Annotated in this window: 15 protein-coding genes, 1 tRNA gene and 1 riboswitch; of the genes, 1 reads left to right on the top strand and 15 read right to left on the bottom strand. The window is 64.5% G+C overall.

Annotated features, from left to right (window positions below; translation table 11 throughout):
* Positions 1 to 47: 47 nt before the first annotated feature.
* From B0E49_RS09590 to B0E49_RS09565, 6 genes are all read right to left on the bottom strand, one after another.
* A complete protein-coding gene (locus tag B0E49_RS09590) occupies positions 48 to 638 on the bottom strand; it encodes an XrtA/PEP-CTERM system exopolysaccharide export protein (RefSeq protein ID WP_502688703.1) in 591 nt (196 codons plus the stop codon).
* Positions 639 to 1,081: 443 nt separating this feature from the next.
* Positions 1,082 to 1,157: transfer RNA gene (locus B0E49_RS09585), tRNA-Asn, on the bottom strand.
* 270 nt (positions 1,158 to 1,427) lie between these two features.
* Positions 1,428 to 2,354, bottom strand: coding sequence for a thiamine phosphate synthase (thiE, locus tag B0E49_RS09580; RefSeq protein WP_077561974.1), 927 nt, complete (start codon positions 2,352 to 2,354; stop codon positions 1,428 to 1,430).
* A gap of 2 nt (positions 2,355 to 2,356) precedes the next feature.
* Complete coding sequence (locus B0E49_RS09575; protein ID WP_077561973.1) at positions 2,357 to 3,163, bottom strand: thiazole synthase; 807 nt, start codon at positions 3,161 to 3,163, stop codon at positions 2,357 to 2,359.
* 12 nt (positions 3,164 to 3,175) lie between these two features.
* Complete coding sequence (thiS, locus tag B0E49_RS09570; protein WP_077561972.1) at positions 3,176 to 3,373, bottom strand: sulfur carrier protein ThiS; 198 nt, start codon at positions 3,371 to 3,373, stop codon at positions 3,176 to 3,178.
* The gene (locus tag B0E49_RS09565; RefSeq protein ID WP_077561971.1) at positions 3,370 to 4,485 is read right to left on the bottom strand and encodes an FAD-dependent oxidoreductase; all 1,116 of its coding nucleotides are present in this window, start codon (positions 4,483 to 4,485) and stop codon (positions 3,370 to 3,372) included. The genes thiS and B0E49_RS09565 overlap by 4 nt, the downstream gene beginning before the upstream one ends.
* Positions 4,486 to 4,523: 38 nt before the next feature.
* Positions 4,524 to 4,622: riboswitch (TPP riboswitch) on the bottom strand.
* Between the two features lie 71 nt (positions 4,623 to 4,693).
* On the opposite strand from B0E49_RS09565, the gene thiD reads away from it, so the two are divergent.
* Complete coding sequence (gene thiD, locus B0E49_RS09560) at positions 4,694 to 5,545, top strand: bifunctional hydroxymethylpyrimidine kinase/phosphomethylpyrimidine kinase (RefSeq protein ID WP_144264512.1); 852 nt, start codon at positions 4,694 to 4,696, stop codon at positions 5,543 to 5,545.
* Positions 5,546 to 5,553: 8 nt separating this feature from the next.
* On the opposite strand, the gene B0E49_RS09555 is transcribed toward thiD, so the two are convergent.
* The 9 genes from B0E49_RS09555 to B0E49_RS09515 all read right to left on the bottom strand — a co-directional run bounded on the left by B0E49_RS09555 (position 5,554) and on the right by B0E49_RS09515 (position 14,119).
* Positions 5,554 to 6,843, bottom strand: coding sequence for a purine-cytosine permease family protein (locus B0E49_RS09555; protein WP_077561969.1), 1,290 nt, complete (start codon positions 6,841 to 6,843; stop codon positions 5,554 to 5,556).
* A gap of 60 nt (positions 6,844 to 6,903) precedes the next feature.
* The gene (locus B0E49_RS09550) at positions 6,904 to 8,271 is read right to left on the bottom strand and encodes an MATE family efflux transporter (RefSeq protein ID WP_217349232.1); all 1,368 of its coding nucleotides are present in this window, start codon (positions 8,269 to 8,271) and stop codon (positions 6,904 to 6,906) included.
* Positions 8,268 to 8,912 (bottom strand): DUF2239 family protein, encoded by a 645-nt coding sequence (locus B0E49_RS09545; RefSeq protein WP_077561968.1) that lies wholly within the window; start codon positions 8,910 to 8,912, stop codon positions 8,268 to 8,270. Before B0E49_RS09545 ends, B0E49_RS09550 begins: the two co-directional genes overlap by 4 nt.
* Positions 8,913 to 9,045: 133 nt before the next feature.
* Positions 9,046 to 10,146: an NAD(P)/FAD-dependent oxidoreductase gene (locus B0E49_RS09540; protein ID WP_077561967.1), complete on the bottom strand. Its 1,101-nt coding sequence runs from the start codon at positions 10,144 to 10,146 to the stop codon at positions 9,046 to 9,048.
* Between the two features lie 35 nt (positions 10,147 to 10,181).
* A complete protein-coding gene (gene fdxA / locus B0E49_RS09535) occupies positions 10,182 to 10,511 on the bottom strand; it encodes a ferredoxin FdxA (RefSeq protein WP_077561966.1) in 330 nt (109 codons plus the stop codon).
* Positions 10,512 to 10,639: 128 nt separating this feature from the next.
* Entirely contained in the window at positions 10,640 to 12,001 is a 1,362-nt protein-coding gene (locus B0E49_RS09530) for a sulfate adenylyltransferase subunit 1 (RefSeq protein WP_077561965.1), read from the bottom strand.
* Complete coding sequence (cysD, locus tag B0E49_RS09525; RefSeq protein ID WP_077561964.1) at positions 12,001 to 12,945, bottom strand: sulfate adenylyltransferase subunit CysD; 945 nt, start codon at positions 12,943 to 12,945, stop codon at positions 12,001 to 12,003. Before cysD ends, B0E49_RS09530 begins: the two co-directional genes overlap by 1 nt.
* Positions 12,942 to 13,715, bottom strand: a complete 774-nt coding sequence (locus B0E49_RS09520; RefSeq protein WP_077561963.1) for a phosphoadenylyl-sulfate reductase — start codon at positions 13,713 to 13,715, stop codon at positions 12,942 to 12,944. The genes cysD and B0E49_RS09520 overlap by 4 nt, the downstream gene beginning before the upstream one ends.
* Entirely contained in the window at positions 13,712 to 14,119 is a 408-nt protein-coding gene (locus B0E49_RS09515; protein WP_077561962.1) for a DUF934 domain-containing protein, read from the bottom strand. Before B0E49_RS09515 ends, B0E49_RS09520 begins: the two co-directional genes overlap by 4 nt.
* Positions 14,120 to 14,133 lie beyond the last annotated feature (14 nt).

The following is a 14,133-nucleotide window of genomic DNA, read 5'->3' as shown; positions in this document are numbered from 1 at the left end:
CTGCAATACCTTCGTCAAGCGAAGCAGCAAACAGAAGGATGCCAACCTTAAAACCACCCTTGCGGAATGATCAGGATGTCGCCTGGCTTCATTTCAACATTGGCAGATATGTCGCCGCGCTTGATGAGATCTTTGAGCCGTACTGAATATCGCTTGTTGTTCTCGGACGCACGTGTGATGGAAGCACTATTGCCGGCAGCGAAGTCGGTCAGGCCACCCACCGCGATCATGACGTCCAGCACGGTCATGTGTTGCTTGTAAGGCAGGGTCTGGGGTTTTGCCGCCTCGCCAATTACCCGTATTTGCTGGCTGTACGGGCCCACAAAACTGGTAACAATGACGGTAACGACGGGGTCACGTACGACTTTTCCCAGCGCCTTCTCGATGTCCCGGGCAATTTCCTGGGAAGTTTTGCCTTGTGCAACAAGCTCATCGACCAATGGGGTCGAGATTTTTCCATCCGGGCGGACCGGAACCGAGAGGGAAAGCTCGGGATTGCGCCAGACAATAATATTGAGCACGTCGCCAGGCCCCACAACATAGTTGTAATCCGGGGTGGCCGCATCGATCGGCGCGGGCGGAAAAGCGGTTGAAAAACCAGCACACGCAGACAGCACGCTGGCAAGCGCGCCTAGCAACGCCCAACGAAACACAGTCGTGGTAGCGATCGAAAAGCTTTTCACAGCGTATCCCCCAATAAAAGATGCAACCAGACGTGCAATACGAGTTGCGACTATATAACAGTTGCCAGCGCTGTCAGCGCAAAACGGTGCTTCGCTCGATCAGAGGTGAAAAATGCGTCACTATTTCACACTTTTAGTGTATCTATCTTGGGTTTGGATTCGATGACGACGCCTGTTGACCATGCGCGTAGTTCATGCTTGCGGCGCGTGGCTGGCGACCCCGGCGGCGCGCGCGATGGAGTGCATGCGGCAGTATCCGGCGCAGGAGCTTGTGGCTGCGGCTCCTTGATCGGGTGCCGAAAACCGCTGGATACCACTGGGTATTAGAGCGCGTCTAACAAGAAGAAAGCCCGCTATTCAAAAAATAGCGGGCTTTCAAGTGCCTGTGCGGCTTGTAGTGGCTCCTCGACCTGGGCTCGAACCAGGGACCTACGGATTAACAGTCCGGCGCTCTACCAACTGAGCTATCGAGGAACAAGCCTTAAATTATAGCAATGTTTTTGGGCGATCCTGGCGTGCTTCGAACTGAGATGCGGTGCGCTACGGGGGACGCCTGAGGCGATCCATGCCTCGCGGGTTCAGCTGGCCCTGAGCCGGCCGTCCATGGATGGGGCATCGCCAGCGGCGGTAACGTGTGGTCATTCAAAAGCATGGATTGCTATAAAAATAGAAGCAATATGTCAAGACTTCGCAGGGGCTACGGGTGTATTTCTTTTAAATTTTGCCGTGACTGGTGACTCCCTGTCACGGCATTTGAATCGTCCCCTGCCTCGTCATCCAGGCCTGCATCTCTGCTTTCAACTTTGCTACCGCCGCCTCCGGTTGCGCCGCAGCGACCAGTGCGCGCACGACCGCCACCGAACCCACGCCGCTGGCGAGCACCTCGGGCAGTTTGCTGCCGTCGATGCCGCCGATCGCCACCAGCGGATAGTCGCGCATCAGCCGGGCATAGGCGGCCAGGCGGCCGGTGCCTTGCGGCGCGGTGGCCATCTGCTTGAGGGTGGTGGGGAACACCGCGCCCATGGCGATGTAGCTGGGGCTGAGGCGGTCGGCACGCAGCATTTCGGCATAGCCGTGGCTGCTCAGGCCGAGCCGCAAACCGGCGGCGCGGATGGCGGGAAGGTCCGCCGTGGCTAGGTCTTCCTGTCCCAGATGCACGCCGTACGCGCCTGCGGCGATGGCGGCTTGCCAATGGTCGTTGATGAACAGCAGCGCGTCCGTGCCCTTGACAGCCTCGACCGCCGCGCGCACTTCACGCTCCACGGCCTGGGCATCGCCGGATTTGAAGCGCAGTTGAACCGTGGGCACGCCGGCCCGCGCCATGCGCGCGACCCAGGCTGCATCGGGCAGCACGGCGTACAACCCGAGCTGCTTGGGGCAACTGGCGAAAGCGTCCGGCCGCGGCCAGGCCCGCATGCCGAAGTCCTGGGGATCGGCGGGCCAGTCGGCGGGACCGAAATGGCCTGTGCGCAGCGTCATCGCCTGCCAGGCGTGGGCCAGGCACTCGGCGTCGATTTCGATGAATCCCAGATCCAGGCAGGCTTGTTTGGCGGCGCGGTAGACCGGCGCCTCGCTGCTGAATGCCGGCGCGGTGCGAACCTGCGGCGTCAGCCCGAGCGTGGCCTGATGCGCCGACACAATGGCCTGCGCCATGTCGTGGTGGGAAGTCATGGTCAAGCCTCATGCCAGAAAGGGGTGCCCAGTACGGGGGTGCTGGGCTGGGCGGCATCGTGCTCCAGCATGGCGCCGGCAAGGTGCGCGTCGCGCCCCGCCTGCACCGCGCCGGCGAATGCGCCCGCCATGACCACGGGGTCCTGCGCCAGCGCCACGGCCGTGTTCAGCAGCACGCCGTCATAACCCCATTCCATTACCTGGCAGGCGTGCGAGGGCAAGCCCAGCCCGGCGTCGACGATCATGGGCACGGCCAGGCGCTCGCGCAGCATGCGCAGGGCATAGGGATTGACGGGGCCCTTGCCGGTGCCGATGGGCGCCGCCCACGGCATCACGGCCTGGCAACCCACGTCCACCAGACGCTGGCACAGCACCAGATCCTCGGTGCAATAGGGCAGCACCTTGAAACCGTCCTTGATCAGCCGGCCGGCCACGTCGACCAGATTGAGGGTGTCGGGCTGCAGTGTGTAGTCGTCACCGATCAGTTCGAGCTTGATCCACGGCGTGGCAAACACCTCGCGGGCCATGTGCGCCGTGGTGATGGCCTCCTGCACGCTGTGGCAGCCGGCGGTATTGGGCAGCACCGGCACATCGAACTGGCGCAGCAACTCCCAGAAGCTGTTGCCGGCGTTGCTGTCCGCCACCTGCTGGCGCCGCAAAGAGGCGGTCACCATCGCAGGGCGTGCGCGGCGCACGGCCGCTTCCATGGTGGCGGGCGAGGGGTAACGGGCCGTGCCCAGCAGCAGGCGGCTCTGGAATGTCTGGCCGTACAGGACCAGGGGATCGGAAGGCGTGGAGGCGTTGTTCATGGATGGATCCTTTCAGCCGCCGGTGACCGGGAAAATGACCTCGATGTCGTCGCCGGGCTGCAACAAGGTCTGCGTGTAATGCGTGTTGGCGACGAACTGCATGTTGACGGCCACGGCGAACGGCGGCCGGGGTTGCAACAGGGCGAGTGCGTCGGCCAGCGTCGCGCCACTGTGGATTTCGTGTGCCGTTTTGTTGAGAGTGATGTTCATGAGGCCACCCCCTCGGCCTGTTCAAGGTCCAGTGCAAAGGTATTGGCCAACGCGGACTCGCCGGTGGCAACCAGTTCCATCACCACATCGAGCAGCGCCGGTGCAATCATGAAGCCGTGGCGGAACAGGCCGTTGATTTGCAGCACGCGCGGGCCCAGCGCGCGAATGGCCGGCAGGTTGTGGGGCAGGGCGGGGCGGCACTGCGTGGCGATCTCGACGATGCGCGCCTCGGCAAAACCGGTGTGCACTGAATACGCCGCGCTCAACAGCTCGAGGGTGGAGCGCACACTGGCGGGAGAGAGATCGTCCGACTCGATCTCGGTCGCTCCGATCACAAACAGATGCTCCTGCTTGGGGACGATGTAGAGCGGGTAGCGCGGATGAATCAGGCGGGTCGGGCGGATCAGCGTCACTTCGGGCGCATGGACCCGGATGATTTCGCCGCGCACGCCGCGCAAGGCCGGCCACTGGCCGCGCGCGCCCAGGCCGCGGCAGTCGAACACCCAGTCGGGCTGGCCGCGCTGGCCGGGGTGGAAGTCGCCTGGGTCGCGCGGGCTGTGCCAATGCAGTTCGACCTGCAGCGTTTGCAGTCGATGCAGCAGCGCCGCCAGCAACTGGCGGTTGTCGAGCTGGCCTTCACCGGGCAGATAAAGCCCCTGCGTAAAACGCGCGCCCAGTGCGGGCTCCAGCCGGGCCACGCCGGCAGCGTCCAGCGGCTGCACGGCCGGCAGCGCCGTGATGCGCTGTTGGATGGCTTTCATCTGGCCGGCGAAACGTGCGGCCTCCGCGGCATCTTGTCGGTGCCACAGGATCAACGAACCCTGCTGCTGGAAAAACACCGGCTGATCGAGCTGCGCGATCAGCGCAGGCCAGCGCCCCAGCGCGTGCAGCCCCATTTGCACCACGCCGGCTTCGGTTACGGCGGATTCGGCCAGCGGTGCCAGCATGGCTGCCGCAACATGGGCAGCCGCACCTTCAGCCTGCGGGCCGCCGGCGTCATACAGCTCGACCGCATGGCCCGCGCGCGCGAGCTGCACGGCCAGCAGCCGGCCCATCAGGCCGGCGCCCAATACCACCGAGGTGGACAACTTTGACGAGGAGTGGAAATTCATGGGTCCATCTGCAGAAAACAGCTGGACAAAACGAGGTGGCCTCATTGGTGGAAACTTCCCACGCCAGCATGATCTGGATCGGGTCTTAGGGTTTATCTCAGTCAAGCCAAACTGGCCAGACACCCCTGTTTCATCCGTACCCCAGATTACATCACACCCCGCAGGCATTGGTCGCATTGCAACTTGCCGCATAATTTTCGCAATGACCATGAATGATTCTTTTCGGCCGCCGGGCGGCCGCTATCCGCGGGTTTTGTCGATTGCGGGCTCGGACAGCGGCGGCGGCGCCGGTATCCAGGCCGACCTCAAGACCCTTAGCGCGCTGGGCTGCTACGGCATGACCGCCATCACGGCCATCACGGCACAAAACACGGTGGGCGTGCGCGCCATCCATGGGGTTCCGTCGGACATGGTGAAGGCCCAGATTCAAGCGGTGGTGGAAGACATCGGCGCGGATGCCGTGAAGATCGGCATGCTGCACTCGCCCGAGATCGTGAAGGTGGTTGCGTGGGCGATTGACCACTACCAGCTCACGCAGGTGGTGCTGGACCCGGTGATGGTCGCTACCAGTGGCGACCGTTTGATCGCCCAGGAGACCGTACAGGTTCTGGTGCAGGAACTGTTTCCGCGTGCGACGGTGGTCACACCCAATCTGGACGAAGCGGCCTTGCTGCTGGCGCGCGACATCCGTGGCGTCGAAGCGCTCGACCAGGCCGCCAGCGACCTGCTGGCGCTGGGCGCGCGGGCGGTGCTGCTGAAGGGTGGCCATCTGCCAGGAGATCAGGTGGTGGACGTGCTGGCGCAGTCCGCTGGCGCGCGCCAGCGTTTGCAATCGGCGCGCATTGCCAGCCGCAACGTGCATGGCACGGGCTGCACCCTGTCCTCGGCCATTGCAGCGTATCTGGCGCTGGGGCTGCCCTTGCCGCAAGCGGTCGAGCAGGCACGCGCCTATATTCTGGCGGCGATCGCCGCGGGGGCCGGCGTGCATACGGGACACGGGCATGGCCCCTTGAACCACGGCCACGCGCCCGTGCCGCTGCGCATACTGCCAGCGCTGTAGCGAGCTATTCAGACCTGTTTCGGACGCGTCAGCCAGGCCAGCGCAAAGGTGAGCGCGAGGGTCGGCAGTGCGGAGCCCCATTGCGGCGCCCAGGCTGCGGTCGCGTGATAGATGGCAATACCAGCCAGCCACAGCACGGCGGCAGTGACGTCAATCTTGCGAGGCGAGGGTGCGAGTTCGGGCCGCTTCCTGAGGCCCAGCCGGCCCAGGATCACGCCATACAGCGGCACAAACACCGAGCTCAAAGTCAGCAGAAATGGCTCCAGGCTGTGCATTGGCAGCACCAGCGCCAGGGCGGTGCACAGGAGCGCAAGCAACAGGCCCCAGCGGCGGATGCTCCACGACGGCTTGAGGCTGTGCGCCGACACCGAGCCCGAGTAGACATCGCCATAGGCATTGTCGATTTCATCGATCAGGATCAGGCTCAGCGCAATCAGGCCACCCTGTGCGAGCAGCAGCGCGCCCACCAGGTTGTCCCCCGGCTGCGCCACGCTGGCCACCAGCACGCCCAGCGCATAGCACCAGATATTGGCAACGGCGTAACCCAGCCAGGTGCCCCCCAGCGCGCTCCTGCCGCTGCGGCCGTGGCGTGCATAGTCCGCCACCAGAGGCAGCCACGACACCGGCATTGCAATCACCAGATCGAGTGCCGACAGCATGCCCATGCTGCCATCGCCGGGCCGGGCCCAGATGGCTGCAAAACCCCGGCTCTGCAACTGCCCGGCAAACTGCCACGTCAGCCACAACAGCGAGGCAATCACCAGCGGCAGCCCGAAACGCGCCACAAACCGGCGTACCAGCCGGATCATGGAGCCGGCCATCAGGGCCGTCAGCACGGCGCCCCAGAGCAGCGTGGTGCCCAGTACACCGGCCGGTCCGTCGAGGGCGAAACCCAGGGTCTGTTTGCCGATGGCGGCCGTGCCGTCGCGCATGATCACGAGCTCGAACGTGGTCCAGCCAATCAGTTGCACGATATTGAGCAGCACCGGCAGCCGGGCGAAAAAACTGCCGTAGGTGGCATGCATCAACCCGGCACTGGACAGGCCGCTATCGCAGCCGATCTTGGCGGTCCAGGCCAGCAGGCCCGCGCCCACCAGCGACCCGAGCACGACGGCCAGCATGGCGTCGCGCGTGCCCACGGCAGGCACCAGGTAGGCGCCGACCTGGATGACGAGCAGGCCAACGCCCAGGCTGAACCAGAGCGAGGCATGCTCCGGCCAGTGAAAAACCCGGTCTGCGGCCGGGACTGGCGTCAAAGCCAGGTTGCCGGGGGCGGGAAGCGATGTGGTATCGGTCATGTGTTCGGTTCTGTGCAGGGTGAAAGGCGAGTGGGCTTGGCTTTTGTACGAGGGCTGCGCTCACAGCCTGCGAATGGGCCGTTTGCGCCAGACCAGCCGGTAATAGCTGGTCTGCATTGCGAGCATCGCCAGAAAGGCCACAGGATAGGCCATCCAGATGCCATTCAATCCGATGCGATGGCTCAGGACCCAGGCAACGGGCACCTCGACCGCCAGGATGGCGAACATCGAGATGGCGGTCGGGACCAGCACGCTGCCGCTGGCACGCATCAGGCCCGACAGCACGGCAGACATGCCGAAGACGATGGAGCTCCACAGCATGATGTGCAGCAGGGTTTGCGCGACCTCCACCACCGGCGCGCTGGTGATGAAAAAGCCGACGATGGTGCGCGAGAACAGATACGCCAGCACCACCAGGGAGCCCGTGATGGCGAGGTTCATCAGGATGCCGGTGCGGGCGATCTTGCCCAGCGAACTTGTGCGCCCCGCGCCAATCGCCTGGGCGCCCAGAATGGACGCCGTGATGGCGATGGAGATCGCCGGAAACTGAACGTAAGCAACGACCTGATTCACCGCGCCATAGGCCGCCGTGGCGTCCGAGCCGAACCGGTTGACCAGGAACAGCACGGCCACCTCGGCCAGCGAGATGGTGATCATCTGTACTGCCGTCGGCAGGCCGATGCGCAGCACCCGCGCCAGGATGGCGCTATCGATCTTCATGTGGTGCAAAAAAACCGCATCCGGGGCCAGGGGGTGCTGGCGTTTGAGCATGTACCAGCCGAGCCAGAGCAGCGCCACCGAATACGAGGCCACGCTGGCCCAGGCGCCGCTGGCGACCCCCATCATCGGCAAGCCGCCCCAGCCACGAATCAGTGCCGGCGTCAGCACCAGTCCGATGGCGGTCGAGATCAGCAGGGTGAGCAGCGGCGTCACGGTGTCGCTGACGCCGCGCATCATCGAGGTCGCGAGCAGAAACACGAAGATGCCCGGTGCGGCAATCAGCATGATGCGCGCGTAGCTCGTGGCCCCGGGCAGGATATCGGCCGGCGTGCCCAGCAGGGTCAGCATCGGGCCCGTGAAAGCGCCACCGAACACGGCCACCAGCAGCCCCGCACCGATGCCGACGCTGAGCGTGGTGCCCGCAATCGCCTTGACCCGTTCGACTTCCCGGGCGCCCCAGGCCTGACCGATCAGCACCGAGGCACCGGCGCCCAGGCCGATCATGAACGAGATGAAGAAAAACAGAATCGGAAAAAATGCAGACACCGACGCCATCGCCCCGACGCCCAGCATCTGGCCGAGGTAGACGTTGTTGATGGTGCCGGACAGGGCCTGCAGGATATTGGCCAGCATCATCGGCCCGAGAAAGGCCAGGAACGCCTTCCACAGCCGCGGGCGCGTCGCCGGGTTTGCTGCTGCGGCGCTCATTCGGCGCTTCCTTCAAGGTGCGCTTGAGGCTGCGGCTCGAAGGCCGCTGTTGCCAGTTTCGTCGCATGAAGACAGACATCCACAGGCCACGCCTGCACGAGCTCGTCAAAGCGTGCGGCGTTGCCGGCGAACAGCGCTCGGGTGGCTTCTTCGAAGCCGCTCTGGTGCCCCGCGATCGCCGACATAAAGCGGTAGGCCGCTTCCTGCGCCTGCCGTACACGGTCCTTGCCGGCATTGGCGCGCCGCGCTTCTTCCACCAGTTTGCGCAGCGCCACGGAGGCGCCGCCGGGCTGGCCGGCCAGCCAGTCCCAGTGCCGGGGCAGCAGGGTGACTTCGCGTGCCACCACGCCCAGCCGGGGCCGTCCCGGGCCGCGGCGTCCCTCTGCCATGGCGCCGCACGGCGGATTCTGCCCGCCGTCGTGATGCGGCTTTTGTTCGAGTCGCTGCGCCACGTCAGCCGGGGTGCCGCGCAAATCAAGTTCGACAATGGCACTTGTCTTGTCGTCAAACACCAGCACGGGCTCCGTGACCCCCTGGTCAATGATTTTTTTTACGGCGACGGCGACGGCCTTCAGCTCGCCGGATGCGATGCGCCGGCTGCCTTCAAAGGCGATGCAATGCGCGGGTGTTGATTCGTCCATTTTTTATTTTCCCAAAATTGGATCGAATAATACCCGGATTAAATTGGTTTTTAATATCGCCCGGGTAAAAATAAATCGAATCGGGCACAAAAAAGGCCCGCACGCGCGGGCCTGATCGATGAGCGCAGCCGGCTCAGTCGAACACCGGCGTCTCCACGCCCAGCACCTTGTGCAGCTTGGGGCTGGTGGTGGTGTACTGCAGATGGATCTTCTTGTCCGGGAAGATGAACGGCGCGGCCCCAAAGGCGGCCAGCGCGCACTCGTGAAAGCCGCTCAAAATGAGCTTCTTCTTGCCCGGGTAGGTGTTGATGTCGCCCACCGCAAAAATGCCGGGCACGTTGGTGGAGAACTTCTCGGTGTCCACCTTGAGCTGCTTGCGCTCGATGTCCAGACCCCATTCGGCAATGGGCCCCAACTTCGGGCTGAGTCCGAAAAACACCAGCAGCACGTCCAGCGGCACCACACGCGTCACGCCGTCTGAGCCCGTGACCTTGGCGCCGGTAAGCCGCCCGTCCTTTTCCTCGTAGCCGGTGACCTGGCCGACGATGAACTGCATCTCGTAGGCGTTGCACAGCTCATGCATCTTCGCGACGCTGGCCGGCGCCGCCTTGAAGCCGTCGCGGCGGTGGATCAGGATCACGCTCTCGGCCTTGTGCGGGCCGTCCTTGACAAAGTTCAGCGCCCAGTCCAGCGCGGAGTCGCCGCCCCCCACGATCACCAGGTTCTTGCCCGCGAAATCGGCCGGGTTCTTGACACGATAGAACAGCTGCGAGCCATCGAACTTGTTCAGGCCGTCGACCTTCAACAGGCGCGGCTGGAACGCGCCGACGCCGGCGGCGATGAAGATGGTCTTGGTCAGGAAGCGCGTGCCCCGGGAGGTTTCGACATAGAAGCGGCCGTCCTCCTGCTTTTCCACCACCGTCACTTCCTGACCAAAATGGAAGGTCGCGCCGAACGGCTCGATCTGCTTGAGCAGCGAATCCGTCAGTTCCTGGCCGGTGCACACCGGCACGGCGGGAATGTCGTAGATCGGCTTATCGGGATAGAGCTCGACGCACTGGCCGCCGGGATGGGCCAGCGAGTCGATCACATGGGCCTTGATCTCGAGCAGGCCGAGCTCGAACACCTGGAACAGGCCGACCGGGCCTGCGCCGATGATGACGGCATCGGTTTCAATCGGGCCATCGTGGGCCTGGGCGGTGTTGATCACTTCTTGGTTCAGTTGAGGTTCCATAATTCTTTCGCCGGGTCTGCGGCAGGCCCGGTGCTTTAACGCACCAGCTCGCCGATTTTGTCGGTCTTGTCTTTCCATTCTTCGGCGTCGTCGAGCGCCGGTTTGCGTTTCGTGATGCTCTTCCAGCCGGGCGCATGGCTCAACTCGACATTGAGCTTGATGAAGGACATTTGATCAGCGGGAAGATCTTCTTCGGCGTAAATCGCATTCACCGGGCATTCGGGGATGCAGACCGCGCAGTCGATGCACTCGTCAGGGTCGATCACCAGCATGTTCGGGCCTTCGCGGAAGCAGTCCACGGGACAGACGTCCACGCAGTCGGTGTATTTGCAGCGGATACAGGAATCGGTGACGACGTGGGTCATGTTTTGTTCTGTTCGGATCGATCAAAAGAAGGGCCAGCCCTTGATTTTATTGGGTTTTGCGTGTCGGGTCTCGGGGACGGGTCCCGAACCCAGGCCCGACGCGATCAAATGCTGATCTGGCGCAAGCTTTACTGCACGAGCAACGCACCCGACGTCTTGTTGGACGCCGTGTCCACCAGCACCATCGAGCCCATCATGCGCGATTGCGCGTAGGGCCGCGTGGCAACGGGCTCCTGCAGCGCAAGTTCCACATGCCCAATGGCGTTGGGGGCGAGCTCGGTAGCGTCTTCCTCGGCCAGGGTGTTGATGTTGAGCCTGTGAACGATGCGGTTGACCCGCGCCTTGACCCAGCGATGACCGTGCAGGGCCCAGTAAACGCGGCCCGCCACCAGCGGCACATCGTCCATCCAGGCCACCGTGGCGTTTAGGGTGGTCTTGCCCTCAAGGCTGATCGCGTTGTACCCGTCGTCCGGCTCGCTGGCCAGCAGCCAGTCACCGCGCGAGACATCGATTTCGCGGTCCAGCACGATGCCGGCGCTGCTTCCCGCCAGGATGGCCTTGGGCTGGCGCGCATGATCAAACACCTGTGCCACCGTGGCCGTCTGCCCGCCGGGCATGACCGTGATACTTTGCCCGGGCTGCACGCCGCCCGCCGCCACGCGGCCCCAGAACACGCGCCGCCCTTGCGTGGTGTCGGCAGAGGACGAAAATTTTTCGACCCACTGCACCGGAAAGGCGAACGGCTGCGTCGGATCCGCACCGGTGCTCGGCAACTGCTCCAGGATCTCCAGCAGGCTGGGGCCGATGTAATCGCACCAGCCGAGGTTTTGCGCATCCGGCGCGCTGGCACCGCGCTCCACCACGTTCCAGCCCTTGAGGGCGGAGATGGGAACGATGGCGTGCACCGCGATCTGAGCCGAGGCCGCAAAGGCGCGCAGCGCCGCGCTGATGTGGGCAAACGCCGCCACAGGGTCCTGCACCGCATCGAGCTTGTTCACGGCAAACACGATGGAGGGCACGCGCAGCAGATTCACCAGCAGCGAATGGCGCCGGGTTTGCGCCAGCAATTCCAGCTGCGGGTTGTTCCAGTCCAGCTTGGTCGCATCCACCAGCACCACGGCGGCATCGGCGCTCGAGGCCGCCGTCACCATGTTGCGGGTGTATTGCTCGTGGCCGGGCGCGTCGCCGATGATGAATTTGCGCCGCTCGGTGGCAAAGTAGCGATACGCCACGTCGATGGTGATGCCCTGTTCGCGCTCGGCCAACAGGCCGTCGGTGAGCAGCGCCAGATCGGTCTCGCCGCTGCGCTGCACGCCGGCCAGGTGGTCCTGCAGCACCGTGCGGCTGTCCACCAGCAGGCGACCGATCAGGGTGCTCTTGCCGTCGTCGACCGATCCGCAAGTGATGAACTTGAGGGCGGAATCGTGGTCTTTTTGGCCTGCAGACCCCGTGTACTCTTCGTTAGCTGCTATCAAAGTAGTAGTGCCCATCAGAAATACCCGTCCTTCTTGCGTTTTTCCATGGAAGCGTCCGAAGTCTTGTCGTCCATGCGCGTGGCACCGCGCTCGCTCACGTCGGCGGCCAGCGTCTCGATCACGACCTCGGCCGCCGAGCCGGCCAGGCTCGCCACCGGGCAGGTGCAGGTGATGTCGCCCACGGTGCGAAAGCGCACATCGCGGGTCACCGCGACCTCACCCTCGCGCAGCGGCGTGAGCGGCGTCACCGGCACCAGCAGGCCGCGGCGTTCCACCACTTCGCGCCGGTGCGTGTAGTAGAGCTGCGGCAGCGCGACCTGCTCGCGCTCGATGTACTGCCAGATGTCAAGTTCGGTCCAGTTGGAGATCGGGAACACGCGAAAGTGCTCGCCGGGCGCCAGGCGCGTGTTGAACAGCGTCCACAGCTCGGGCCGCTGCGCCTTGGGCTGCCACTGGCCGAAGCCGTCCCGGTGCGAGAAGATGCGTTCCTTGGCGCGGGCCTTTTCCTCGTCGCGCCGCGCGCCGCCGATCAGCGCGTCGAAGCGGAACTCCTCGATGGCTTCCAGCAGCGTGACCGACTGGTGCACGTTGCGGCTCTCGAGCGCATGGGCCAGCCGCACGGTGCCGCGCGCCATGGAGTCTTCGACCTTGCGCACGATCAGTTTGGCGCCAAGCTCCCGCGCGCGCAGGTCGCGGAAATCGGTCACTTCGGGGTAGTTGTGGCCGGTGTCGATCATCAGGAGCGGATAGGGGATGCGGCCCGCGCCGAAGGCCTTCTCGGCGCACTTGAGCAGCACCAGCGAGTCCTTGCCGCCCGAGAACAGCAGGGCCGGGCGCTCGAACGCGGCGGCGACCTCGCGCAGGATGAAGATGGTTTCTTCTTCCAGCGCATCCAGGTGCTGGTTGCTCAGGGTGGGGCGCAATTCGGGTTCGAGTGAAAAGTCGGTGCGGGCGTTCATGCGGCAGCTTTCTCGGGAGTGTTGTGTTGTTTCACGTGCAGCCCGCATTCCTTCGCGGACTCGTCTTCCCACCACCAGCGGCCGGCGCGGAAATCCTCGCCCAGGCTGATGGGGCGCGTGCACGGCGCGCAGCCGATGCTGGGGTAGAACTGGTCGTGCAGCGGGTTGTAGGCCACCTGGTGCAGCGCGATGTAGTGCCACACGTCGCCCCAGGTCCAGTTGGCGAGCGGGTTGAACTTGACGCGGCCCGTGCCACCGGTGAGGTCGCTGGTGTCGATCATCGGCACCTCGGCGCGTGCGCCGGACTGTTCGCGGCGCATGCCGGTAAGCCAGGCCTTTTTGCCGGCCAGCGCGCGCGCCAACGGCTCGACCTTGCGGATATGGCAGCAGGCCTTGCGCAGATCAACGCTTTTGTACATGGCGTCTTTGCCTTCCCTGGCCACGAACCGGACCACCGACTCGTTGACGGGCTTGAATACCTCGACCGGCGCGCGCGACGTGGCCTGCAGCTGCGCCAGCAACTGCAGGGTCTCGGCGTGCAGCATGCCGGTCTCCAGCACGAAGATGCCGATGTCCAGTTGCAGCGTGTTGATCAGGTGGCTGATCACCATGTCTTCGGCGCCGAGGCTGGACGCCTGCGCGACGAGTGGTGCGCCCGCGCCCGGCGCACGGGCGAAGTCGTGCGCGGCCAGCTTGAGCAGCGCGGTGGTGGCGGCCAGTTTCGCGTCGAAGTCAGGCGATGGCCTGGCATGCAGCTCAACGGCGCTCATGCGGCCTCCCGTGCCGTATCGCGTGCAAAGAGCGGGCGCGGCTCCAGCACGTCGCCCTGGTAGAACGCGCTGTAGCGTGCGAACTGGCGCTCGGCGGCGGCCGGGTCCACGCCCTCGGCCAGCACGGCGCTGCTGAAGCCGCTACGGTGCATGTGCACCAGCAGGTCGATCAGCACGTCGCCCGTGCCGCGCAGGTCGCCGGCGAACTTGTAGCGGCGGCGCAGCAGCACGGCCTGGCTGAAGGCGCGGCCGTCGGTGAACTTGGGGAAGTTCAGCTCGATGCGCTCCACGCCTGCCAGGGCACCCTCCTGCGCCAGCTGCGCGATGTCGGCGTCGTTGGCGATTTGCAGGGTTTTCAGGCTGTCCGACGGCGTGGAATCCGGGCTTTTAGCTATGATTTTCATAGTATCTGGTTTGA

The sequence above is a fragment of the Polaromonas sp. C04 genome (genome assembly GCF_002002705.1).
Taxonomy (GTDB): domain Bacteria; phylum Pseudomonadota; class Gammaproteobacteria; order Burkholderiales; family Burkholderiaceae_C; genus Rhodoferax_A.
Note: the sequence above shows the minus strand (reverse complement) of the source record. Positions and strands in the feature narration are given on the sequence as shown.